The sequence below is a fragment of the Klebsiella sp. MPUS7 genome, from assembly GCF_009905335.1.
GTDB lineage: Bacteria > Pseudomonadota > Gammaproteobacteria > Enterobacterales > Enterobacteriaceae > Klebsiella > Klebsiella grimontii.
Genome location: NZ_CP047604.1, coordinates 1584086 through 1607150 on the forward strand (window position 1 = coordinate 1584086; position 23065 = coordinate 1607150).

The following is a 23065-nucleotide window of genomic DNA, read 5'->3' on the forward strand; positions in this document are numbered from 1 at the left end:
CATTTCCCTTTCAACGCGGCAGCAACTTTTCAGGATGTGATATGCGTCTCTTACTGGCAGAAGATAACCGTGAGCTGGCTCACTGGCTGGAGAAAGCGCTGGTACAGGGCGGGTTTGCCGTGGACTGCGTATTTGATGGCCGGGCGGCCGATCATCTGCTGCAAAGCGAAAAATATGCGCTGGCGGTGCTGGATATCGGCATGCCGGGACTCGACGGTCTGGAGGTGGTGCAGCGCCTGCGAAAGCGCGGGCAGACTCTTCCCGTCCTGCTGTTAACCGCCCGCAGCGCGGTGGCGGATCGGGTTAAAGGGCTGAACGTCGGCGCCGATGACTATTTGCCAAAACCTTTTGAGCTCGAAGAGCTGGATGCCAGGCTGCGCGCGCTGCTGCGGCGTAGCGAAGGCCAGGTGCATGAGGTGCAACAGATTGGCGCGCTGGAATATCGCGATGAAGGCTATTTTTTACTGCGCGGGCAGACGCTGTCGTTGACGCCGCGCGAGCAGGCGCTGCTGACGGTGCTGATGTTCCGCCGTACGCGGCCGGTGTCGCGCCAGCAGCTGTTTGAACAGGTTTTCAGCCTCAGCGATGACGTCAGCCCGGAAAGCATTGAGCTGTATATTCATCGTCTGCGTAAGAAACTTCAGGAGAGCAACGTGCGTATCGTGACCCTGCGCGGCCTGGGCTACGTGCTGGAGCTCGCTCATCATGAGGTGGGGTAAACCGCAGTCGTTATTCGCCCAGCTGCTGCTGTTTCTCGGCCTGCCGCTGGTTTTGCTGTGGGGGCTGTCGGCGTTCAATAGCTACGTCAGCGCCCTGCAGGCGGCGACCCAGGCTTACGATCGTACGCTGCTCTCCTCCGCCCGCACGGTGGCGGAGCGTCTGGTGGTACGCCACGGCAGGCTGGAAGTGAATGTTCCCTGGGTGGTGCTTGATAGCTTTGAGCTGAATATGAACGATCGCCTGTACTATAAAGTTCTCGATCCCGAGAGGCGGGTGATTTCCGGTTTTGACGACCTGCCGCCAATGCCGCCATCAACCTCTCGTACCGATCTCTATCCGGCGCTGGCGTGGTTTTATCATACCGAATATCGCGGCCAGGCCATTCGCGTGGCGCGGCTGCTGCAGCCGGTTAACGAAGGCGACGTTGTCGGCATGGCGGAAATCTATATCGCCGAAACGCTGCAGTCGCGGCGCTGGCTGGCGGGACAGCTGCTGTTTTCATCATGGATCTCGCAGGGGCTATTAGTGCTGCTGACGCTGGTTCTCGCCGGCTGGCTGCTGCGCCGCGTGCTGCGGCCAATGCGCCAGCTTTCGGCGCTGATGGTACGGCGCGAACCCGGCCTGTTGACGCCGCTGCCGGAGCTGCTGCCGTGGTCGGAAACCCGGCTGCTGATCGTCGCCTTTAACCGCTATATCGACCGGCTGCGGGTGATGATTTCCCGCCAGGAGCGGTTTAGCGCCGACGCGTCTCATCAGCTCAAAACGCCGCTAGCGGTGTTGAAAACTCAGGCTTCGGTGGCGCTGGCGAGCGGCGATCCCCGACTGTGGCGCGAGAGCCTGGCGGCGATGAGCGGCACGCTTAATAGCACGATCCTGCTCACCGAGCGCCTGCTGCAGCTGGCTACCATCAAACGGAAAGAGCAGGGGGAACAGGCGTTCCCGCCGGTAGACCTTCAGGAGATCGTTCACCATAGCTGCTTTTCCCGTCTTCAGCAGGCGCGGAGCAAAGCTATCGATCTCGGTTATGAGGGGGAAACCTCGACGGTGACCATCGCCGGAGACGGCGTTTTGTTGAGCGAGCTGTGCGCGAATCTGCTGGATAACGCGATTCGCTATACGCCGCAGGGGGGGATCGTCACCGTCAGCCTGCATCGTGACGGAGAGGCGGTGCTGCTGGACGTCGAAGATAGCGGGCCGGGGATCGATGATGCGCAGATTCAGCAGGCGCTCATGCCGTTTCATCGTCTGGAAAACGTGGGGGATAACCCCGGCGCCGGGCTTGGCCTGGCGCTGGTTAGCGATATTGCGCGCCTGCACCGCAGCCATCCGCAGCTGCTGCGGAGCGAAACGCTGGGCGGGCTGAAGGTCAGGCTGCGCTTTTTGCGCGCGCGTTCAGAGTAAGCCTTTCAGGGTGAGGGTCCGGCGGGTCGCCACGTTCAAATCATAGTGAGGAAGATCCTCGACTTTCACCCAGGCGTAGTCCTGAAACTCTTCGTTGATCGTCACGTCGCGATTGGCGCTGATGCAGTCGAAGATCAGGTAAATCATATAAATTTCTTCCCGGCGGCCATCGGCGTAGGTTTTAACCCGGACGTCGTCGCGAAAGGTCCACGGGGTGACGTTGGTCAGCTGCAGTTTTTCGCCCAGCTCTTCACGAATTTCTCGCCGCAGCGCCTCTTCAATGCGCTCGCCTGGCTCGACGCCGCCGCCGGAGAGCGCCCACTGGCCGGGAAACACGCCGCGATCGTCGGCCATTTTACACAGCAGATAGTGGCCTTCATGTTGAATGAGCGGGCAGACGATAGTCCTTTGACGCATGATTTCTCCTTAATGATGATGCGGATAAAAATTGTAATGGCCCAGTTTGCGAGCCGCCTCGGCAAACCGCAAGCGAAAACGCGCGGTGAATGCGAGTGGTGGTAGGGTGAGCGCAAGTTAATTGGTCAGGGGCCATCATGGAACAGATAGCAAGCCACTCGCCGCACGATGCGGTCTTTAAACATCTTTTGTCCCAACGGGCAACGGCGCGCGATTTTTTGCATATTCATTTGCCGAAGCATTTGCGGGAACAGTGCGATCTGCGGACGCTGCAGCTGGAGTCCGGCAGTTTTATTGAAGAGGACTTACGCGCCAGCCATTCGGATATCCTTTATTCGCTAAAAACCCATGGCGGAGAGGGGTATATCTACATTCTTATTGAGCATCAAAGCTCTCCCGACAGGCATATGGCGTTTCGCCTGATGCGATACGCCATCGCGGCGATGCAGCGTCATCTTGATAAAGGGCATCATCAGCTGCCGCTGGTGATTCCTCTGCTCTTTTATCACGGCAGGACCAGCCCCTACCCGTATTCAACGCGCTGGCTGGATGGCTTTCCACAGCTAGAGATGGCCGAGCGGCTGTATAGCCGGAGTTTTCCTCTGATAGACGTCACTGAGATCCCTGACGATCGGCTTGTACAGCACCGCCGGGTCGCTATGCTTGAGCTACTGCAAAAACATATCCGCCAGCGGGACCTGATGGACATCTCTGAGCAACTGGTCAGAATATTATCCTTGGGATACACTACGCGTCGGCAGTTTAAAACGTTGCTGAATTATATGCTTCAGGCGGGTAACGCCGCCGATCCGGTGGCCTTTTTACGCAAGCTCGCGCAAAAGACGCCGCTCAAGCCGCATAAGGAGACGCTGATGAATATTGCTCATTTTCTGGAAGAGCGTGGCCGTAAAGAGGGGATCCTTCAGGGAATGAAGGCGGGGATAGAAAAGGGCTTACAAAAGGGCCGACGTGAAGGTCGCAATGAAGGCCGACGTGAAGGTCGCAATGAAGGCCGAAATGAAGGCCGACATCAAGGTCTGCAGGAGGCGACGCAACGCATTGCCCTGGCGATGCTGGATGAGGGGCTTGAGCCTTCTCAGGTCGCAAAGCTGACCGGTTTATCGCAGCAGCAGCTCGCTAAGCTCCGGCACTAAAATCGTTTAAAAAGCGCAAAATGGCAGCCTTAAGGGCTGCCATCAGTACTTATTCCCCGTGCTTTAAGGCCTGTAACGCCGCTGCAACACCCGCGCCGTAGTCGGGGTGGACTTCGCTGAACAGGCCAATTTGTCGCTGCTGAATAAACTCAGGAATATCCCGCATATCATTGGCGATACGCTGGAACATACGCTGATGCTCATCTTCGCCTAATAGCTCAAACAGTCTGCGCGGCTGGCTAAAGTAGTCGCTATCTTCCCGGTGATCCCAGTGCGCCGCCGCGCCTTCAAGGCTTAAAGGCGGCTCGCTAAAGTCCGGTTGTTCCTGAAACACGCCAAAGCTGTTGGGCTCATAGGTGACGCCGTTGCCGCTATTGCCGTCAACGCGCATCGCGCCGTCGCGGTGATAGTTATGGAACGGGCAGCGCGGAGCATTGACCGGAATTTGATGATGGTTAACGCCCAGACGATAGCGCTGGGTATCGCCGTAGGAAAACAGCCGTCCCTGCAGCATCCGGTCCGGAGAGAAGCCCACGCCAGGTACCACGTTCGCCGGATTCATCGCGACCTGCTCAACCTCAGCGAAGTAGTTATCCGGGTTGCGGTTAAGCTCCAGTACCCCGACTTCAATCAGCGGATAATCGCCGTGCGGCCAGATTTTGGTCAGATCGAAGGGGTTGTAAGGGACCCGGCTGGCTTCCGCTTCCGGCATTATCTGCACGTAGAAGGTCCAGCGCGGGAAATCGCCTCTTTCAATCGACTCATAGAGATCGCGCTGCGAACTCTCGCGATCTTCTGCTACCAGGCGTTTCGCTTCATCATCCATCAGGTTGGCGATCCCCTGCTGGGATTTGAAGTGGAATTTCACCCAAAAACGTTCATTTTCAGCGTTAATAAAGCTGAACGCGTGGCTGCCGAAACCGTGCATATGGCGATATGAGCGCGGGATGCCGCGGTCGCTAAAGTCGATGGTTAACTGATGCAGCGTTTCGGGAAGCAGGGAGAAAAAATCCCATTTCCAGGTTGGATTACGCAGGTTGGTGCGCGGGTCGCGTTTGACAACGTGGTTAAGGTCGGGAAATTTCAGCGGGTCGCGAAGGTAGAAAATCGGCGTATTGTTGCCCACCAGATCCCAGTTGCCCTCTTCGGTATAGAACTTGATAGAAAAGCCGCGAATATCGCGCTCGGCGTCAGCGGCGCCGCGTTCTCCGGCGACGGTTGAGAAACGCAGGAACAGGTCGGTGGTTTTACCGACTTCGGAAAAAAGCTTTGCTCGGGTATAGCGGGTGATATCGTGGGTAACGGTCAGTTTGCCGTATGCCCCGGAGCCTTTAGCGTGCATTCGGCGTTCCGGGATAACCTCACGGTCAAAGTGGGCCAGTTTTTCCAGAAACCAGACATCTTGCAGCAGCATCGGGCCGCGAGGACCTGCAGTCACGACATTATTATTATCGACAACCGGCGCGCCGGCACCGGTGGTTAGTCCTTTCTTGCTCATCTTTATCTCCTGACAAAGTTTTATGTAACTTATTCATCTCCCTGAAGGAAAAAAATAAGCTGAGCACACTTTGTAGAATAAATAGCCAGCACGGACAATCTGGCTCTGGCTATCGAATTGATACCCGGAGTCGTTGGCAAAATTCCGGTAGCAACTGGTTACAATCACAATGGCAAACGTCGTTTTAGTTCATTGATTCCTTAGCATTCGGCAGTACAATTTCGCGGTTTTTTGGGATTTTCTTATTATTATTTTCTGGATAGATAAAAATGAAAAAAAGCATATTTATGGCCCTCGCCGGCATGATGTTCGTCTCGACGGCGGCAAATGCGATCAGCGTCAGCGGGCAGGCCGGTGAGCACTACACCAATCTCGGCGTCGGATTCGGCACCGAATCGACCGGCCTGGCGGTAACCGGCAACTGGCTGCACAATGATGACGACGGCGATGCGGCGGGTCTGGGATTGGGCCTGAACATCCCCCTTGGGCCATTCCTGGCCACCGTGGGCGGCAAAGGCGTTTACACCAATCCGAACAACGGCGATGAGGGCTACGCGGCGGCGGTCGGCGGCGGTCTGCAGTGGAAAATCGGCGACAGCTTCCGTCTGTTCGGCGAATACTATTACTCTCCGGATTCACTCTCCAGCGGCATCGACAGCTATCAGGAAGCCAATGCCGGCGCGCGCTTTACCATTATGCGTCCTCTGAGCATCGAAGCCGGCTACCGCTACCTCAACCTGGCGGGTAAAGACGGCAACCGCGATAACGCGGTCGCTGACGGTCCGTACGTCGGCGTCAACGCCAGCTTCTAATCTCTGCGGCGCGGTATTCCGCCGCGCCTGATTTTCAGGCTTTTTCGCCAGCCGCTTTGCGATATAGTATTTCTACTTATCAGGCTGGAGTTCACAATGTTAAACGTGGAAATGCTGTCCACCGGCGATGAAGTACTGCATGGACAAATCATCGATACCAATGCCGCGTGGCTGGCGGATTTCTTTTTTAATCAAGGATTACCCTTAAAGCGTCGCCATACCGTTGGTGACGATCTCGACTCCCTGGTGGCGATTTTACGCGAGCGCAGCGAGCATGCCGATGTGCTGATCGTCAACGGCGGTCTGGGGCCGACCAGCGACGACCTGAGCGCGCTGGCCGCCGCGACGGCCAAAGGCGAAGGGTTGATTCTGCACGAAGCGTGGCTGGAAACCATGACCCGTTTCTTTGCCGAGCGCGGCAGGCCCATGGCCGCCAGCAATCGTAAACAGGCGGAAATTCCGCAAAGCGCCGAGATGATCGATAACCCGGTTGGAACCGCCTGCGGTTTTGCCGTGCAGCTAAACCGCTGCCTGATGTTTTTTACCCCCGGCGTGCCTTCCGAATTTAAGGTGATGGTCGAGCAGGAAATCTTACCGCGCCTGCGCGAGCGTTTCCCGCTGCCTGCTGCGCCGCTGTGCCTGCGTCTGACCACCTTCGGCCGTTCCGAAAGCGAACTGGCGCAGAGCCTCGATCATCTGCAGCTGCCGCCGGGAGTGGTGATGGGCTATCGCTCCTCGATGCCGATTATCGAACTGAAGCTGACCGGGCCCGCTGAACAGCGCGAGGCGATGCTGGCGCTATGGCCGGAAGTGCGGAAAGTGGCCGGAGAGAGCATGATTTTCGAAGGCACAGAAGGCCTGCCCGCGCAGATCGCCCGTCGTCTGCAGGAGCGTCAGCTAAGCCTGACGCTGAGCGAGCAGTTTACCGGCGGCCTGCTGGCGCTACAGCTTTCACGCGTCAATGCGCCGCTGTTGGCCAGTGAAGTCATTCCGTCGCAGGAAGAGACTCTGGCGCAGTCCGCGCGCTGGGCGGCTGAGCGGCGCGAGAAACATTTTGCCGGCCTGGCGCTGGCGGTCAGCGGCCAGGAGAGCGATCACCTGAATTTTGCGCTTTCTACGCCGGACGGCACCCACGCGCTGCGGGTGAAATTCACCACCAGCCGCCACAGCGTGCAGGTGCGTCAGGAGGTGTGCGCGATGATGGCACTGAACATGCTGCGCCGCTGGCTGAACGGCCAGCCGGTGGCCGGCGAACACGGCTGGATTAACGTCGTCGAATCTCTCACGGTGTAAACAAACCTCCGCGTCGGGAGTCTTTCCCGACGCGCGATGAGTCCAGCCAGCTGTACTTGCTTTTAAATATTCTGTGTACTACCTCGCATTTTTATCCTTCCGAACGTCCACCTTGCTGGAATAGCGTCGTCATTTGAAGCCGCTCACAATTTATCCGCCTGACAACCGCAACACTGATTCCAGTATTCAGGATTGGAGTCCAGTATGTTGGAATCAAGCAAAGTCCCGGCGCTGACCCGCGCCATTGATATTCTCAATTTGATCGCCCGCATCGGTCCCTGCAGCGCGGCGACCATTATTGACGAACTGGGTATTCCGAAAAGTACCGCCTATCTGCTGCTGGGAGAGCTGAAAAAACAGCGCTTCCTCAGCATGGATAATCAGGATAACTACTGCCTGTGGACCAAGCTGGTTGAGCTGGCCGGGCAGGCGCTGAGCAAAATGGACCTGCGCGAGCTGGCGCGTCCGCGCCTGACGCAGCTGATGGATCAGTGTGGGCTGCTCTGCCACCTGGGCATTATCGACAGCGGCAACGCCTACTACATTCTGAAGATTGAGTCCCCGGCCACCATCAGCGTGCGCTCGCATGAGGGGAAGAGCCTGTCGCTGTATCGCTCCGGTATCGGTAAATGCCTGCTGGCCTGGCAGCCCGAGCGGGTTCAGGAGTCGATTATCAGCGAGCTGCGGTGGGAACGGGCGACGCCAACCACTATCACCAGCGCCCAGCAGCTTCGCGATGAGCTGGGGCGTATTCGCGCCCGCGGCTGGAGCTTCGATAACGGCGAAGACTATCCCGACGTTCGCTGCGTGGCCGCCCCGGTGTTTAACGCCAATAACGAGCTGACCGCCGCCATTTCCGTGGTGGGTACCCGTCTGCAAATCAATGAAGACAATCGCGATTACCTCGCCGGTAGGGCGATTGCCTGCGCCAAAGATATTTCCCGTCTGCTGGGGTGGAAGAGCCCCTTCGAACAACAAGCCTCATAATAAGGAGAAGATCATGACCCTACCGAAAATTAAACACGTCCGCGCCTGGTTTATCGGCGGCGCTACCGCAGAGAAAGGCGCTGGCGGCGGCGATTATCATGACCAGGGGGCAAATCACTGGATTGACGATCATATCGCCACGCCGATGAGCAAATATAAACAGTATGAACAGTCTCGCCAGTCGTTTGGCATCAACGTTCTCGGTACGCTGATCGTTGAAGTGGAAGCCGAAAACGGGCAGACCGGCTTTGCGGTGTCGACCGCGGGCGAGATGGGTTGCTTTATCGTGGAAAAACATCTGAACCGCTTTATTGAAGGTAAGTGCGTCAGCGATATCAAACTGATCCATGACCAGATGCTCAACGCTACCATGTATTACTCCGGATCCGGCGGTCTGGTGATGAATACTATCTCCTGTATCGACCTGGCGCTGTGGGATCTGTTCGGCAAAGTGGTTGGGCTGCCGGTTTATAAACTGCTGGGCGGCGCGGTGCGCGATGAAATTCAGTTCTACGCCACCGGGGCGCGCCCGGATCTGGCGAAGGAGATGGGCTTTATTGGCGGCAAGATGCCGACCCACTGGGGGCCGCACGATGGCGACGCGGGGATCCGCAAAGATGCCGCGATGGTGGCCGATATGCGCGAAAAATGCGGGCCGGACTTCTGGCTGATGCTGGACTGCTGGATGAGCCAGGACGTGAATTACGCCACTAAACTGGCCCACGCCTGCGCGCCCTCTAACCTTAAGTGGATCGAAGAGTGCCTGCCGCCGCAGCAGTACGAAGGCTACCGCGAGCTGAAACGCAATGCGCCAGCCGGAATGATGGTCACCAGCGGCGAGCACCACGGCACGCTGCAATCTTTCCGCACGCTGTCGGAAACCGGCATCGATATTATGCAGCCTGATGTGGGCTGGTGCGGCGGCCTGACCACGCTGGTGGAGATTGCGGCGATCGCCAAATCGCGCGGCCAGCTGGTGGTGCCGCACGGCTCGTCGGTCTATTCGCACCACGCGGTCATTACCTTTACCAATACGCCGTTCAGCGAGTTCCTGATGACCAGCCCGGACTGTTCAACGATGCGTCCGCAGTTTGACCCGATTCTGGTTGACGAGCCGGTGCCGGTAAACGGGCGCATTCATAAAAGCGTGCTGGATAAACCGGGCTTCGGCGTCGAGCTGAACCGCGACTGCAACCTGAAACGTCCTTATAGCCACTGATCCCGTCGTGCCGCACAGCGCAGATGTGCGGCCCATTGTTGAGGATATTACGATGAGCAACACCTTGCTTGAAAGCGTGGTGAAGAAAAACCGCGCCCGTTTGATCCCTTTTATGCTGGCGCTGTACGTGCTGGCGTTTCTTGACCGTTCGAATATCGGCTTTGCCAAAGAGACCTATCAGCTGGATACCGGCCTGAGCAACGAGGCCTATGCGCTGGGGGCGGGGATTTTCTTTGTGGTGTACGCCTTTCTCGGGGTGCCCGCCAACCTGCTGATGCGCAAATTCGGCGCAAGAAAATGGATCGGCTGCACCACCTTGCTGTGGGGGCTTCTCTCCGCAGCGATGGCGTGGGCGGACACCGAAGCGAAGTTTCTGCTGGTGCGTACCCTGCTGGGCGCCGCCGAGGCGGGCTTCTTCCCGGGTATGATCTACCTGACTTCCCAGTGGTTCCCGCAGCAGAACCGCGCCAGCATTATGGGGCTGTTTTATATGGGCGCGCCGCTGGCGCTGACCCTTGGGTCGCCGCTCTCCGGCGCGCTGCTGGAAATGCACGGCTTTATGGGACATCCCGGCTGGTTCTGGATGTTTATCATTGAGGGGCTGCTGGCGGTCGGCGCCGGGTTCTTCACCTTCTTCTGGCTTGACGATACGCCGCAAAAGGCGCGTTTCCTGAGCGCTGCCGAAAAACAGGCGTTAATCAGCGAGCTGGCCAGCGAAGAGCAGAAAAAGGTGACTTCGCGTTTGTCCGATGCGCTGCGCAACGGCCGCGTCTGGCAGCTGGCCATTATTTATCTGACCATTCAGGTAGCGGTTTACGGTCTGATCTTCTTCCTGCCGACCCAGGTTGCCGCGCTGCTCGGCACCAAGGTGGGGTTTGTGGCTTCGGTGGTGACCGCTATTCCTTGGGTAGCGGCGCTGTTCGGGACCTGGCTGATTCCGCGCTACTCCGACCGTACCGGCGAGCGGCGTAATATTGCCGCATTCACCCTGCTGGCGGCGGCGATTGGCATTGCGGTCTCCGGGCTGGTGTCGCCAGTGCTGGCGATTATCGCGCTGTGCGTTGCCGCCGTGGGCGTCATTGCCGTACAGCCGGTGTTCTGGACCATGCCGACGCAGCTGTTGTCCGGCACGGCGCTGGCCGCGGGCATCGGTTTCGTCAACCTGTTTGGCGCCATCGGCGGTTTTCTGGCGCCGATTATCCGCGTCCAGGCTGAAACAATGTTCGCGAGTGATTCTGCCGGATTAGTGACGCTCGCCTGCGTGGCGATTGTCGGAGTTGTTATTATCTTTTCACTGCGCGTCAATCGTACGGTGCCGCAGGCTGACAGCGTACAGCATTAATGTAAGGGAGAACTATGAACGCAATTTTATCGAACCCATTTAAAGCGGGATTGTTGCAAGGGGAAGCGCAAATTGGCCTGTGGCTGAGCTCGACCTCTTCGTATATGGCTGAGATTGCCGCCACCTCGGGTTACGACTGGCTGCTGATTGACGGCGAACATGCGCCCAATACCATTCAGGACCTGTATCATCAGCTGCAGGCCATCGCGCCCTACGCCAGCCAGCCGGTGATTCGCCCGGTGGAGGGCAATCGTAGCCTGATTAAACAGGTACTGGATATCGGCGCCAGAACGCTGCTGATCCCGATGGTCGATACCGCTGAACAGGCGCGGGAGATCGTCTCGGCTACCCGCTATCCGCCGGTGGGCACCCGCGGCGTCGGGGCCGGGGTGGCTCGCGCCGCGCGCTGGGGGCGGGTAGAGAACTATATGGCGCAGGCCAACGATGAACTGTGCCTGCTGATTCAGGTGGAGAGCAAAACCGCCCTCGATAATCTGGATGCGATCCTCGAAGTGGAGGGGATTGACGGCGTCTTTATCGGCCCGGCTGACCTATCGGCTTCGCTGGGCTACCCGGACAACGCCGGGCATCCGGACGTTCAGCGCATTATCGAACAGAGCATCCGCCGCATTCGCGCGGCGGGAAAAGCCGCCGGTTTCCTCGCCGTTGACCCGGAGATGGCGCACAAAGCGCTGGCGTGGGGGGCCAATTTTGTCGCCGTGGGCGTTGATACCAACCTCTATACCCGCGCGCTGGATAAACGGCTGGCGATGTTCAAGCCGATAGCCGAACAGGCGGAGGGAAAGGGGAGCTATTAGTCCCCCCGCAGCCGGTGCTGGTATCAGGCCAGCGCCTGCGCCAGCAGAGAGATGGGATGTTCGCAGCGTTTGCTGGTGGACATCTCAATCTGCCATTTGCAGGTTTCACAATCGGTCACCACCAGGTCGGCGCCGCTCTCCTCAATTTGCCGGAACAGCGGCGCGCCAATGGCCTGCGATGAGTCGTAGTTCTCCGACTTAAACCCGTAGGTGCCGGCAATGCCGCAGCATTGAGAGTCGAGCACCTCCAGCTGCAGTCCGGGGATCAGCCGTAAGAGTTCAAGGGTATACAGCGACCAGCCCATTTTCTCCATATGACAGGGGGTGTGATAGACCACCTTCAGCGGCAGCGGTTTTAGCTGCAGAGGCCGCCCATCATCCAACTGACGCCAGATCCAGCGGGTTGCCAGCTCAATACGATCGCGAACGTCGCGGTTCTCAATATCGAGTACGTGCGGGTATTCATCGCGTAGGGTAAAGGTGCAGGTTGATGAGGTCGCAATAATGGGGAGGCTATTTTCCCGCATCGCGGTGACGTTGCTCTGCGCCTGCTTGCGCGCCCTGGCAAAAAAACCGTTGGCAATCAGCGGCACGCCGCAGCACTGCTCCTTACTGAATAACTGCACGCCGATGCCCATGGCGTTCAGCACCCGGATAAGATCTTTGCCCAGCTGTGGGTGGTTGTAGTTGACATAGCAGCCGTGAAAAAACGCCACCTGTTCGGCGTATTGCGCCTGCTGAGCAGACAGCTGACGATACGCGCGGCGAAAGGTGCCAAAGCCATATTTCGGCAGCGTACGGCGGTGATCGATTTTAAGCGCGGCGTCGAGGAGTCGCCGTACCGGCTTCAGCCCGGTGGTGGCGTTCACCAGCGGGGCAAACGGCGTGGAGAGGGTGCCCATCAGGTCGGTATGGCTGAGGATCGCATCGCGCAGCGTGGGCTTTTGCCGACCATACTCCATGCGCGCGCGCTGGATAATATCGCCGATTTTGACGTCTGAGGGGCAGGCGACTTCGCAGCGTTTGCAGTTAATGCAGTATTTTAACGCCTCGTCGTAGAGCGTGCCGTCTTTCAGGCGCAGGCGCTCGCCGTCCGGCCCGGCCTGTTTTGGCCCAGGGTAGCGCGGGTTAACCCGGCTGACCGGGCAGGCGGTGGTGCAAACGGTGCATTTAATGCAGTGTTCAAAACGCGTGTCGTTCATGACTCACCTCCGGCAAGCTCGCCGATTAACCTTGCGGCGTGCAGCGCGGTGACCGCGCAGACGCCGCCGCCGCATCCCAGCGCGATGGCATCAAAACCGCCGAGAATAGAACCTACGGCGAACAGATTCTCCAGCGTCTGCCCCTGAAGCTGCGGACGCAGGGCCGCATCGGTTTTCAGGCCGAAACGCTGCCAGGGCTGGGAAGCAAAAAAGTCCTGCTGATACCAGCGCTCGCGCGGTAGCGTCTGCTGCAGATCAAGGCCAAGAATAGGCTCGCGCACGCCGCTGCGTTCGGCGACCAGCCCATTGCTGAAAAAGCTGCCGCTGGCCAGCACCGCGAAGCGCGGGCGCAGCGGGATATCGCCGTGGTTGCGCGTCCAGATAGCGTTAACGATACCGTTCTGCTGGCTAATATTGATGACTTCGTCGCCGGTAAGCCAGGTGCCGCCGCCGCGGATAAAATGCCGCTGGAGCTGGGCGTGCAGGCGCATCCCCGGCACCGACGGCGGCAGCGTAGGCAGCAGGCGCAGCGGGCAGGGAAGGCGCTGCTGTAGCCACTGATACAGACGATCGTCGGCGAGGCCGAAGCAGGCGGGCATGATAATGAAACGGTGCCGCTGCGCCAGCGGACGCAGCGCCGCCAGCAGCGCTGGCCACTGCGTTTCATCGTCCAGACGGCGGGCGATATTGGCGGCGCGAAATTCGGATGGGCTATCGCGCAGAACATCAAGGAGCGGTAAATCTATCTCCTGCGCTTCGGCGTGAACGCCATGCTGGTTCAGCGAGGCGGCGGCAAGATGCGGCTGGAAGTCGCCGAATCCGCTGATGCCGACCACGCAGACGCCGTTGGCGGGCAGCGGCGCGGTGGCAATCTCCTGCGGCGAAAGCCAGGCCGCGCGTAAGGTTCCCAGCGGCGTCACGCGCAGATGCGGCTGGCTGGCCTCACCCTGCATGGCGATACCGCAGTCGGCAAACAGAGCCTGCGCCTGGCTGGCGTAACCCATTACCCGTTCGGCGCCGAGTCTGGCATAAGGATGCTCGGGAAGCTGGCGGGCCAGCTGGCCGATGCCGTGAGCAACATCGGTGACGGTTTCGCCATTCGGCAACGTCGAGAGCAGATCCAGCGAGGCGGAAGAGAAGTGCAGGGCGCTTTGGCCGCGGCTGATAATCACGCTGCGCAGGCCGCGCTGATTGAGCGCCAGACCGCAGAGCAGCCCGGCAAGGCCGCCGCCGATAATGGCGCAATCAAACTTCATCCTGATGCTCCTTTTGTAATCCGCACAGGCCGAGATAGACCCAGCGGGTGAACTCGCTTTCGCGCAGCGCGTCTCCCCAGGCCACCGGCTGGACGCCTTTCCAGCGCTCGTTCAGAAATTCAGACAGCTGGGTAAGGGAGCGCGCGGAGGTGGTGACGTTAAAACGCGCGAGCAGCCCGGCGGCCCGGCAGGCGCACAGCTCGCCCTGACAGGTGCCCATGCCGACGCGGGTGCGCTGGCGCAGGTCGAGCAGGTTTTTCACCGCCAGATTTTCGACCGCGTACTGAACCTCGCCGGCGGTGACCGCTTCGCATTCGCAGACCAGGCTGCGGTGCTGGCGGCTATCGCCAAGCCAGGCGGGGGTACGATCGCCGTGGCGATAAATGGCTGACCCGCGCAGCGATGCTGGTAAAGCGATGATTTTGCGTAACGTGGTTTCCGTCGGCTCCTGCGAGCCGGGAAGCGGCGCATCGGCGGTTGTACAGGGGGCGGTATTGCCGAGCTTGCGGCATACCGCATCCGTAGCCCATTCCGCCATCAGGCGGTAGGTCATCAGCTTACCGCCGGTGATGGTGATAAAACCTTCCATGCCGTCGCGCTGGGCGTGGTCGAGCAGCACGATGCCGCGGCTGACGCTGCGTCCACTGGGATCGTCATCGCTGGCGACCAGCGGACGTACGCCGGAGTAGGCGCGCAGTATCCGGGTCCGCCCCATGATCGGCGCCAGCTTTTCCCCCTCGCGTAGTAGCGTATCGACTTCCCCGGCCGTCACCCGGTTGTCGTCAATTTCGTCATAGGGAATGTGCATCGAGGTGGTGCCAATCAGCGAAATGGTATCGCCGGGTACCAGGATATCGGCGTCAGCCGGTTTGCGGCAGCGGTTGATAACCTGACGGTTAATGCGGTGGTCGAGGATCAGCAGCGATCCTTTTGCCGGAAACATCGCGATGCGCAGGTCGGCATACTCTGCGATACGCTGCCCCCAGATCCCGGCGGCGTTGACCACCACCTGCGCGCGCAGGCTGAGCGGTTCACGGCGCTGACGATCGTAGAGCGCTACCCCCAAGACGCGATCGCCCTCGCGCAGCAGGCCGGTGACTTCGCAGCCGGTGAGGATCGTGGCGCCATGTTCGCGGGCATCGAGCATATTCGCGGCGGTGAGGCGGAACGGATCGACGGTGCCGTCCGGTACCTGCACGGCGCCAAGCAGCGCGGGATTCACGGCAGGCTCCAGGCGCAGCGTTTCGGCGGGCGTCAGAGGCTGGGCTTCAATACCCGCCTGCTGGCAGGCGGTGATAAAGGTGTGCTGATACGCCGGGTCATCTTCCGGCAGGGTAATAAAGAGTCCGCTGGTGGGCTCAATGCAGTGGCGGGCGATACGGCGTAAGATGCGGTTTTCGCTGATGCACTCGCGCGCCGATTCGCTATCGGTGACCGCATAGCGCGCGCCGCTATGCAGCAGGCCGTGGTTACGCCCGGTCGCGCCGGTAGCGATATCGTAGCGCTCAACCAACGCCGCCTTCAGCCCGCGCAGCGCGCAGTCGCGCGCGATCCCGGCGCCGGTTGCGCCGCCGCCAATAATAATGACCTCGAAGTCTGAGTTGGCAGAATTCATTCTGTGCCCTCGATGTTCGTTTTACATCATTAAGGCACGTATTTATTTATTTTTGTTTGATATCGAGCATATTCGAACTTAAAACGAAAGTTTTATTGCCGTTTTGTGCAGCGGATCGTTTAAATTTTACCTTCTGTGACCAGTTGATGGAGGCACTCATTGAGTATCTGCAAGGGGCTGCCCGTCACTGGAGGGTGGTTGGCAATGAGAGAAATATGTCGATAAAAGGCTGGCTCCAGGGCCACGGAACGCAGCGGATGCTCCAGCGCTTTGAGCGTCAGTTCGGGGAGCAGCGCGATGCCCAGTCCCTGGCGGATAAAACTGATAGCCGTTGCCGGGTGGTTGAATTCATATTTAATCTCGGGCGTAATATTGTGCTCTTTAAATAACGTCATAATACTTAGCTCATAGCGGCCTGTACTGGTAATTAACGGCTCGCTGAAGAGCTCTTCAAGCTTTACGGAGTCGCGCTGTGCAAACGGGTGGTTTTCCGGAACCACGACGGTGAATTTATCTTTGTAGACCGGGAGGGAATACATATTGGGTACCGGAGAGTGGACAAAACCAATATCAATTTTATCCTGGCGCAGGGATTCAATAATTTCCGTACTGTTGGCTTCGTGGGGAATAATTTTAATCTGCGGGTAGTATGTTTCAAAATAGCGCACTACCTGCGGTAAAATGCAGGCGCAAATACTGGGGAAGCAGCCAATACGCAGTAATCGTAACGGCGACTGTTTTTCCTGCTCGGCGATTTCTTTCACCGCGTTGACCTCATGCGCCAGCCGTCGCAGATGGGAGACAATCCGTTCACCGACTGCCGTTAGCGTGATGGCCTTTCGCCGCTCGCGTACCAAAATCACGACCCCTAGCTCCTCTTCCAGTGCATTAATTGCCTGACTGACGGCTGATTGTGTCATGTACAGGCGTTTTCCCGCCTCGGTAAACCCGCCGCATTCAAGCACCATGAGTAGAGCGTTTATCTGTGTTAGCGTCATTAGTGATTTCTAATCAAAGCCATTAATAGGATTAATTTTACTAATGGTATGTATTTTCATATAATTTTTCAACAGGCTTAATCACAAAATCACGTACGCAATCATCTGTGTCGATAGTCTACTTATTCGTTAGATATCGATGATGAATGTGATGCTACGCGCCGTATAAACAAGGTGCTTATTGATGAAAGAGAAATTATGGACTAAGGATTTTTGGGCAATAACTATTATTAGTTTTATTATCTTCTTTGTTTTCTATGTGCAGCTAACGCTGCTCCCTATTTATATTGCCGATAATTTGCATGCCACCGCTGACAAAGCCGGGCTGCTGGTAACCTGTTTTCTGATCGCGGCGATTATTATTCGTCCGTTTGCCGGGCAGTGGGTAGGGAAATATTCGAATAAAACGGTTCTGATGCTTTCTTCTCTGGCCTTTTTGGTAGTGACTGCGTTATATCCGCTTTGCCATTCTATCGAAGCATTGCTATTTATTCGCGTGCTTCATGGGATCACTTTTGGGGTGATAACAACGGTGAAGGGAACGATTTCTGCGCGGTTAATACCGGCCTCCCGACGTGGAGAGGGCATCAGTTTTTTCTCATTAGCGATGGGGCTGGCGATGGTGGTGGGACCGTGGATCGGTCTGAATATGGCGCGGCATAGCGCGTATATTGAAGCGTTCTGGTTGTGCACCGGCGTCTCGATTGTCAGCATCGTGCTGGCGCTGATTGTGGCCGTGCCGCCGGTAATTCGCCATGCCGACGGTTCAAAACCGAAGCTGGGTTTTGCTGCTATGTTCGATCGCGCAGCCATGCCGTTTGCCCTGGTCACCTTCTTTATGACCTTTGCCTACGCTGGCGTTTCTGCTTTCCTTGCCCTGTATGCCCGCGAATTAGATCTAATGGCCGCCGCGAGTAATTTTCTGCTGTGCTATGCCATATTTCTGATGATCTGCCGTGCCTTCACCGGTAACGTCTGTGATAAAAAGGGGCCGAAGTATGTGGTTTATCCCTGCCTGCTCGCCTTCACTGTCGGCCTGGTGGTGCTGGGCTATACCCACGGCAGCATCACCATGGTTTTATCTGGTGCGCTGATCGGCATTGGCTACGGTTCCGTTACGCCAATATTCCAGACGCAGATCATCAGTTCGGTAGAGCCGCATAAAATCGGCGTGGCGAACTCACTGTTTTTTAATGCAATGGATGCGGGACTGGCGTTGGGCGCTTTCGTTATGGGCTTGATGGTGGATGGCGTGGGCTATCGTTCAATTTATCTGATGGGGGCGGTACTGGTGGTACTTGCCGGCGCGCTGTATATCCTGCAGATGAAAAAACGCGGCGACGTTAAGCTGGTCTCCGCGCACGAAGTACATTAAGCATTACATCTCGATTTCGATATCGCCTTTCGCCCGGCAGCAGCAGGGCAAAATCTCTCCCGGCTGGACAAACGCCAGCGGCTCGGTGAGCCAGTCAACCTGGCCCGAAACCAGCCGTAGACGGCAGGAGCCGCAGTACCCTTCGCGGCACTGATACTCCACGTCGATATTGTGCGATTCCAGGGCCGCCAGCAGAGAGGGGTGTTCATCCTGACACTCAAGACGAGTGTCAGAAATCTTCAAAAAAATGCGTTTCATCAGAGCTGGAAGTTGCTCAGATCGTCGGCGTCGACTTCGGAATCGATCTGCCCGACGAGATAGGAACTGACTTCCACTTCCTGCGGCGCCACCTGCACGTTATCGGACACCAGCCAGGTGTTGATCCACGGGATCGGGTTGGAGCGGGTCTGGAACGGCAGATCGAGACCCACCGCCTGCATGCGGATGTTGGTAATGTACTCAACGTACTGGCAGAGAATATCTTTGTTCAGGCCGATCATCGAGCCGTCGCGAAACAGATAATCCGCCCACTCTTTTTCCTGCTGCGCCGCCTGCACGAACAGGTCGTAGCACGCCTGTTTGCACTCTTCGGCGATTGAAGCCATCTCCGGATCGTCGACGCCGGAACGCAGCAGGTTCAGCATGTGCTGAGTACCGGTCAGGTGCAGTGCTTCATCGCGGGCGATCAGACGGATAATCTTGGCGTTACCTTCCATCAGCTTGCGCTCGGCAAAGGCGAAGGAGCAGGCGAAGCTGACGTAAAAACGGATGGCTTCCAGCGCGTTCACGCTCATCAGGCACAGGTAGAGTTTCTTTTTCAGCTCGCGCAGGTTCACGGTGATGGTTTTACCGTTCACGCTGTGGGTGCCTTCGCCCAGCAGATGCCAGTAGCTGGTCAGCTCAATCAATTCATCGTAATAGCTGGAAATCCCTTCCGCGCGTTTCTGAATCTGCTCGTTGGTGACGATATCGTCAAACACCATCGCCGGATCGTTAACGATATTGCGGATGATATGGGTGTAGGAGCGCGAGTGAATGGTCTCTGAGAACGCCCAGGTTTCAACCCAGGTTTCCAGCTCCGGAATTGAAATCAGCGGCAGCAGGGCGACGTTCGGGCTGCGTCCCTGGATCGAGTCGAGCAGCGTCTGATATTTCAGGTTGCTGATAAAAATGTGTTTTTCGTGTTCCGGCAGCGCCTGGTAGTCGATGCGGTCGCGGGAAACGTCAACTTCTTCCGGACGCCAGAAGAAGGAGAGCTGTTTTTCAATCAGCTTTTCGAAGATGTCATATTTTTGCTGATCGTAGCGGGCGACGTTCACCGGCTGACCAAAAAACATCGGCTCAAGCAGCTGATCGTTTTTGGTCTGAGAAAAAGTGGTATATGCCATGAGTGGGGATCCTGTCCTGGAATTACAAGCCGGGTGGCGCTTCGCTAACCCGGCCTACAATATACCGTAGGCCCGGCAAGCGACGCGCCGCCGGGCAATATTATCAAATCTTACATGCGCCGCTTTCGCAGCCGTCGTCCTGGATGGACGGCGCCAGATCGTCCTGGGCATCTTCCGCGCCATCGCGAGTGTTGTGATAGTACAGCGTTTTGACGCCGAACTTATAGGCGTTGAGCAAGTCTTTCAGCAATTGCTGCATCGGCACTTTACCTGACGGGAAGCGGGTCGGGTCGTAGTTGGTGTTGGCGGAAATCGACTGGTCGATAAACTTCTGCATAATACCGACCAGCTGCAAGTAACCGTCGTTGTTCGGCATTTCCCACAGCAGCTCGTAGCCGTTCTGCAGTTTTTCGTAATCCGGCACCACCTGGCGCAGGATCCCGTCTTTCGACGCTTTGATGCTGACGTGGCCGCGCGGCGGCTCAATGCCGTTGGTGGCGTTGGAGATCTGCGAAGAGGTCTCGGACGGCATCAGCGCGGAGAGCGTGGAGTTACGCAGGCCGTGCGTTTTGATCGATTCGCGCAACGCTTCCCAGTCGTAATGCAGGGATTCATTGACGATCGCATCCAGGTCTTTTTTATAGGTATCGATCGGCAGAATGCCTTTGGCATAGGTGGTTTCGTTAAACCACGGGCACGCGCCCTGCTCGATAGCCAGTTCGTTAGAGGCTTTCAGCAGGTAGTACTGAATCGCTTCGAACGTTTTATGCGTCAGGTTGTTGGCGCTGCCGTCGGAGTAGCGTTTACCGTGCTTCGCCAGATAGTAGGCAAAGTTGATTACGCCAATGCCCAGCGTACGACGGCCCATGGCGCCGCGTTTGGCTGCCGGGATCGGGTAGTCCTGATAATCCAGCAGGGCATCCAGCGCGCGAACCGCCAGCACCGCCAGTTCTTCCAGCTCATCAAGGCTATCGATAACGCCGAGGTTGAAAGCGGAGAGGGTGCACAGCGCAATTTCACCGTTTTCGTCGTTCACATCTTCCAGCGGCTTGGTCGGCAGGGCGATTTCCAGGCACAGGTTGGACTGGCGCACCGGCGCGACCACCGGGTCAAACGGGCTGTGGGTGTTGCAGTGGTCGACGTTCTGGATGTAGATACGGCCGGTGGAGGCGCGCTCCTGCATCATCAGCGAGAACAGCTCTACCGCTTTAATGCGCTGCTTGCGAATGCTGTCGTCCTGCTCGTATTTGGTGTACAGGCGCTCAAACTCGTCCTGATCGGCGAAGAACGCATCGTACAGGCCCGGGACGTCTGACGGGCTGAACAGGGTGATATCGCCGCCTTTCAGCAGACGGGTGTACATCAGCTTGTTGATCTGTACGCCGTAGTCCATGTGACGAACGCGGTTGGCATCGGTGCCACGGTTATTTTTCAGCACCAGCAGGCTTTCGACTTCCAGATGCCACATCGGGTAGAAGAGGGTCGCCGCACCGCCGCGCACGCCGCCCTGCGAGCAGGATTTCACTGCGGTCTGGAAGTGCTTATAGAACGGAATACAGCCGGTGTGGAACGCTTCACCGCCGCGAATCGGGCTACCCAGCGCGCGGATGCGACCGGCGTTGATGCCGATACCGGCGCGCTGAGAGACGTATTTAACAATGGCGCTGGAGGTGGCGTTAATCGAATCCAGGCTGTCGCCGCACTCGATCAGCACGCAGGAGCTGAACTGGCGGGTCGGGGTGCGCACGCCGGACATAATCGGCGTCGGCAGGGAGATTTTAAACGTCGACACCGCGTCATAGAAACGCTTGATGTAGTCCAGACGCGTCTCGCGCGGGTAGTTGGAGAACAGGCACGCGGCGACCAGAATGTACAGGAACTGGGCGCTTTCATAGATCTCGCCGGTGACGCGGTTCTGCACCAGATATTTGCCTTCGAGCTGCTTAACCGCCGCGTAGGAGAAGGTCATATCGCGATCGTGCTCGATGAACGAATCCATCTGCTTGAACTCTTCTTCCGTGTAGTCTTCCAGCAGATGAGTATCGTATTTGCCGTTTTTCACCATTTTCGACACGTGGTCGAACAGCGCTGGCGGCTCAAACTGGCCGTAGGCTTTTTTACGCAGGTGGAAAATCGCCAGGCGGGCGGCAAGATACTGGTAATCCGGGGCGTCGCGGGAAATAAGGTCCGCGGCGGCTTTGATAATGGTTTCGTGAATGTCGGCGGTTTTGATGCCGTCATAGAACTGAATGTGGGAACGCAGTTCTACCTGGGAGATGGAAACGTTATTCAGTCCTTCTGCCGCCCAATCCAGCACGCGGTGGATTTTATCGAGATTGATGCGCTCGGTGCTACCGTCGCGCTTTGTCACCAGCAGACTCTGATTCATGTGGATTATACCTGTCCGTGAAAGAAAATATCCCCCACTTATCCACAGATCGCCGTTGTGACTAACTCTGTGGATAAATACTATATGTAGGGGGTTGTCGATAAAAGAAACGCTATATGGTGAGTATTCTAGTAAGGATTCTTTTGAGTACAAGAGTTGATTTTGAGGTTAAATTGAGGTTGCGGAAGGGTAATAATCGCCAAGTCCACGCCACATAAGGCCTGGAGAAGATGTCAATAAATCAGAAAAAAAAATGAAAATTTGATCGAGTGCTGATTTCTTCATCGGAAGAAAAAATCACGCGGCTTGATGCCGCGCAATCATCATAGGAAATACAGCTGACGTTATGCTTTTTTCGCCGTTGTATGCAACATATAGTTAACATCAACCCCTGGCGCCAGCTTGAAGGTATTGGTCAACGGATTGTAGTGGAGACCGGTAATATGCTGCTCTTTCAGAATAGTCTCATCAACCCAGCCGATCAGCTCCGCCGGTTTAATGAATTTCTTCGCGTCATGGGTACCTTTTGGCACCATCTTCATAACGTATTCGGCGCCCACGACCGCCATCAGCCACGCTTTACCGTTACGGTTAATAGTTGAGAAGAAGACCTGGCCGCCGGGTTTGACCAGCCGCGCGCAGGCGTGGACCACCGACTGCGGGTCCGGGACGTGCTCCAGCATCTCCATGCAGGTGACGACGTCATACTGCCGGGCATGCTTCGCCGCGTGCTCTTCAACGGTTTCCTGGACGTATTCGACCTGAATACCGCTCTCCAGGGCATGCAGCCTGGCCACCTGTAGCGGTTCGAAACCCATATCCAGACCGGTCACCGTTGCGCCTTCTCGAGCCATGCTTTCAGCCAGAATGCCGCCGCCGCAGCCGACATCGAGCACCTTTTTGCCAAACAGGCCGCCGGAGCGCTCCGCGATATAGCCAAGACGTAGAGGGTTGATGCGATGTAACGGCTTGAATTCGCCTTCTAAATCCCACCAGCGCGAGGCGACGGCTTCAAATTTAGCGATTTCATTATGATCAACATTGTGGGCCACCGACGGTTTTTCGGCATTCATGGGCGCTTTTACTCCTGTTCAGTTCAGACCCGCGAGTATATCAGGCCTCAGGGATGAATAAACCGTCTATCCCTGTCGCCTTCCGCCGCGCGAAAATCATTGGGTATA

The 23065-nt window shown here is 57.3% G+C and carries 20 protein-coding genes; 10 read left to right on the top strand and 10 right to left on the bottom strand.

Features of this window, described 5'->3' with window-relative positions:
- The first annotated feature begins 41 nt into the window (after window positions 1–41).
- Window positions 42–719 (top strand): transcriptional regulator TctD, encoded by a 678-nt coding sequence (gene tctD / locus GUC22_RS07590; protein WP_024359249.1) that lies wholly within the window; start codon window positions 42–44, stop codon window positions 717–719.
- Complete coding sequence (locus tag GUC22_RS07595; RefSeq protein WP_160183450.1) at window positions 706–2121, top strand: sensor histidine kinase; 1416 nt, start codon at window positions 706–708, stop codon at window positions 2119–2121. The genes tctD and GUC22_RS07595 overlap by 14 nt, the downstream gene beginning before the upstream one ends.
- Here GUC22_RS07595 and nudI read toward each other — a convergent pair.
- Complete coding sequence (gene nudI / locus GUC22_RS07600; protein ID WP_024359247.1) at window positions 2113–2538, bottom strand: nucleoside triphosphatase NudI; 426 nt, start codon at window positions 2536–2538, stop codon at window positions 2113–2115. The genes GUC22_RS07595 and nudI overlap by 9 nt on opposite strands.
- A gap of 137 nt (window positions 2539–2675) precedes the next feature.
- Here nudI and GUC22_RS07605 point away from each other — a divergent pair, with 137 nt between their 5' ends.
- On the top strand, window positions 2676–3692 hold the full coding sequence (locus GUC22_RS07605) for an Rpn family recombination-promoting nuclease/putative transposase (RefSeq protein WP_160183451.1): 1017 nt from the start codon (window positions 2676–2678) through the stop codon (window positions 3690–3692).
- Window positions 3693–3741: 49 nt separating this feature from the next.
- Here the strand turns inward: GUC22_RS07605 and GUC22_RS07610 are convergent, their stop codons facing one another.
- Complete coding sequence (locus GUC22_RS07610; protein WP_064343065.1) at window positions 3742–5190, bottom strand: catalase; 1449 nt, start codon at window positions 5188–5190, stop codon at window positions 3742–3744.
- Window positions 5191–5459: 269 nt separating this feature from the next.
- On the opposite strand from GUC22_RS07610, the gene GUC22_RS07615 reads away from it, so the two are divergent.
- From GUC22_RS07615 to yfaU, 6 genes are all read left to right on the top strand, one after another.
- Window positions 5460–6002, top strand: a complete 543-nt coding sequence (locus tag GUC22_RS07615) for a YfaZ family outer membrane protein (RefSeq protein ID WP_004123076.1) — start codon at window positions 5460–5462, stop codon at window positions 6000–6002.
- Between the two features lie 96 nt (window positions 6003–6098).
- The gene (locus tag GUC22_RS07620) at window positions 6099–7295 is read left to right on the top strand and encodes a nicotinamide mononucleotide deamidase-related protein YfaY (RefSeq protein ID WP_024359244.1); all 1197 of its coding nucleotides are present in this window, start codon (window positions 6099–6101) and stop codon (window positions 7293–7295) included.
- A 204-nt stretch (window positions 7296–7499) separates the two neighbouring features.
- A complete protein-coding gene (locus GUC22_RS07625; protein WP_004123072.1) occupies window positions 7500–8282 on the top strand; it encodes an IclR family transcriptional regulator in 783 nt (260 codons plus the stop codon).
- 13 nt (window positions 8283–8295) lie between these two features.
- Window positions 8296–9501: an L-rhamnonate dehydratase gene (gene rhmD / locus GUC22_RS07630; RefSeq protein WP_004134009.1), complete on the top strand. Its 1206-nt coding sequence runs from the start codon at window positions 8296–8298 to the stop codon at window positions 9499–9501.
- A 52-nt stretch (window positions 9502–9553) separates the two neighbouring features.
- A complete protein-coding gene (locus GUC22_RS07635; RefSeq protein WP_024359242.1) occupies window positions 9554–10843 on the top strand; it encodes an MFS transporter in 1290 nt (429 codons plus the stop codon).
- A gap of 14 nt (window positions 10844–10857) precedes the next feature.
- On the top strand, window positions 10858–11661 hold the full coding sequence (gene yfaU / locus GUC22_RS07640; RefSeq protein ID WP_024359241.1) for a 2-keto-3-deoxy-L-rhamnonate aldolase: 804 nt from the start codon (window positions 10858–10860) through the stop codon (window positions 11659–11661).
- Window positions 11662–11684: 23 nt separating this feature from the next.
- Here the strand turns inward: yfaU and glpC are convergent, their stop codons facing one another.
- The 4 genes from glpC to GUC22_RS07660 form a co-directional block, all read right to left on the bottom strand.
- The gene (gene glpC, locus GUC22_RS07645) at window positions 11685–12863 is read right to left on the bottom strand and encodes an anaerobic glycerol-3-phosphate dehydrogenase subunit GlpC (protein WP_160183452.1); all 1179 of its coding nucleotides are present in this window, start codon (window positions 12861–12863) and stop codon (window positions 11685–11687) included.
- Window positions 12860–14119 carry a glycerol-3-phosphate dehydrogenase subunit GlpB gene (glpB, locus tag GUC22_RS07650; RefSeq protein WP_049087156.1) on the bottom strand — a complete coding sequence of 420 codons (1260 nt, stop codon included), beginning with the start codon at window positions 14117–14119 and terminating at the stop codon, window positions 12860–12862. Before glpB ends, glpC begins: the two co-directional genes overlap by 4 nt.
- Window positions 14109–15734: an anaerobic glycerol-3-phosphate dehydrogenase subunit A gene (gene glpA, locus GUC22_RS07655; RefSeq protein WP_160183453.1), complete on the bottom strand. Its 1626-nt coding sequence runs from the start codon at window positions 15732–15734 to the stop codon at window positions 14109–14111. Before glpA ends, glpB begins: the two co-directional genes overlap by 11 nt.
- Window positions 15735–15853: 119 nt before the next feature.
- Window positions 15854–16732: a LysR family transcriptional regulator gene (locus GUC22_RS07660; RefSeq protein ID WP_024359237.1), complete on the bottom strand. Its 879-nt coding sequence runs from the start codon at window positions 16730–16732 to the stop codon at window positions 15854–15856.
- Window positions 16733–16916: 184 nt separating this feature from the next.
- Between GUC22_RS07660 and GUC22_RS07665 the strand changes: the two genes are divergently transcribed.
- On the top strand, window positions 16917–18107 hold the full coding sequence (locus tag GUC22_RS07665) for an MFS transporter (protein ID WP_049131221.1): 1191 nt from the start codon (window positions 16917–16919) through the stop codon (window positions 18105–18107).
- Between the two features lie 3 nt (window positions 18108–18110).
- On the opposite strand, the gene yfaE is transcribed toward GUC22_RS07665, so the two are convergent.
- From yfaE to ubiG, 4 genes are all read right to left on the bottom strand, one after another.
- Complete coding sequence (gene yfaE, locus GUC22_RS07670) at window positions 18111–18365, bottom strand: class I ribonucleotide reductase maintenance protein YfaE (RefSeq protein WP_004104002.1); 255 nt, start codon at window positions 18363–18365, stop codon at window positions 18111–18113.
- A complete protein-coding gene (nrdB, locus tag GUC22_RS07675) occupies window positions 18365–19495 on the bottom strand; it encodes a class Ia ribonucleoside-diphosphate reductase subunit beta (RefSeq protein WP_004123058.1) in 1131 nt (376 codons plus the stop codon). The genes yfaE and nrdB overlap by 1 nt, the downstream gene beginning before the upstream one ends.
- 103 nt (window positions 19496–19598) lie before the next feature.
- Window positions 19599–21884: a class 1a ribonucleoside-diphosphate reductase subunit alpha gene (gene nrdA, locus GUC22_RS07680; RefSeq protein ID WP_004123055.1), complete on the bottom strand. Its 2286-nt coding sequence runs from the start codon at window positions 21882–21884 to the stop codon at window positions 19599–19601.
- 344 nt (window positions 21885–22228) lie between these two features.
- A complete protein-coding gene (ubiG, locus tag GUC22_RS07685; protein ID WP_101868031.1) occupies window positions 22229–22957 on the bottom strand; it encodes a bifunctional 2-polyprenyl-6-hydroxyphenol methylase/3-demethylubiquinol 3-O-methyltransferase UbiG in 729 nt (242 codons plus the stop codon).
- Window positions 22958–23065 lie beyond the last annotated feature (108 nt).

Excerpts from the sequence above, each read along its gene's own strand:
- yfaU (WP_024359241.1), top strand. The coding sequence starts at position 10,858 with ATGAACGCAATTTTATCGAACCCATTTAAAGCGGGATTGTTGCAAGGG.
- GUC22_RS07660 (WP_024359237.1), bottom strand. The coding sequence starts at position 16,732 with ATGACGCTAACACAGATAAACGCTCTACTCATGGTGCTTGAATGCGGC.
- tctD (WP_024359249.1), top strand. The coding sequence starts at position 42 with ATGCGTCTCTTACTGGCAGAAGATAACCGTGAGCTGGCTCACTGGCTG.
- rhmD (WP_004134009.1), top strand. The coding sequence starts at position 8,296 with ATGACCCTACCGAAAATTAAACACGTCCGCGCCTGGTTTATCGGCGGC.
- nudI (WP_024359247.1), bottom strand. The coding sequence starts at position 2,538 with ATGCGTCAAAGGACTATCGTCTGCCCGCTCATTCAACATGAAGGCCAC.
- GUC22_RS07625 (WP_004123072.1), top strand. The coding sequence starts at position 7,500 with ATGTTGGAATCAAGCAAAGTCCCGGCGCTGACCCGCGCCATTGATATT.
- GUC22_RS07620 (WP_024359244.1), top strand. The coding sequence starts at position 6,099 with ATGTTAAACGTGGAAATGCTGTCCACCGGCGATGAAGTACTGCATGGA.
- yfaE (WP_004104002.1), bottom strand. The coding sequence starts at position 18,365 with ATGAAACGCATTTTTTTGAAGATTTCTGACACTCGTCTTGAGTGTCAG.
- nrdB (WP_004123058.1), bottom strand. The coding sequence starts at position 19,495 with ATGGCATATACCACTTTTTCTCAGACCAAAAACGATCAGCTGCTTGAG.
- GUC22_RS07635 (WP_024359242.1), top strand. The coding sequence starts at position 9,554 with ATGAGCAACACCTTGCTTGAAAGCGTGGTGAAGAAAAACCGCGCCCGT.
- GUC22_RS07665 (WP_049131221.1), top strand. The coding sequence starts at position 16,917 with ATGAAAGAGAAATTATGGACTAAGGATTTTTGGGCAATAACTATTATT.
- GUC22_RS07605 (WP_160183451.1), top strand. The coding sequence starts at position 2,676 with ATGGAACAGATAGCAAGCCACTCGCCGCACGATGCGGTCTTTAAACAT.
- nrdA (WP_004123055.1), bottom strand. The coding sequence starts at position 21,884 with ATGAATCAGAGTCTGCTGGTGACAAAGCGCGACGGTAGCACCGAGCGC.
- glpB (WP_049087156.1), bottom strand. The coding sequence starts at position 14,119 with ATGAAGTTTGATTGCGCCATTATCGGCGGCGGCCTTGCCGGGCTGCTC.
- GUC22_RS07610 (WP_064343065.1), bottom strand. The coding sequence starts at position 5,190 with ATGAGCAAGAAAGGACTAACCACCGGTGCCGGCGCGCCGGTTGTCGAT.
- GUC22_RS07615 (WP_004123076.1), top strand. The coding sequence starts at position 5,460 with ATGAAAAAAAGCATATTTATGGCCCTCGCCGGCATGATGTTCGTCTCG.
- ubiG (WP_101868031.1), bottom strand. The coding sequence starts at position 22,957 with ATGAATGCCGAAAAACCGTCGGTGGCCCACAATGTTGATCATAATGAA.
- glpC (WP_160183452.1), bottom strand. The coding sequence starts at position 12,863 with ATGAACGACACGCGTTTTGAACACTGCATTAAATGCACCGTTTGCACC.
- GUC22_RS07595 (WP_160183450.1), top strand. The coding sequence starts at position 706 with ATGAGGTGGGGTAAACCGCAGTCGTTATTCGCCCAGCTGCTGCTGTTT.
- glpA (WP_160183453.1), bottom strand. The coding sequence starts at position 15,734 with ATGAATTCTGCCAACTCAGACTTCGAGGTCATTATTATTGGCGGCGGC.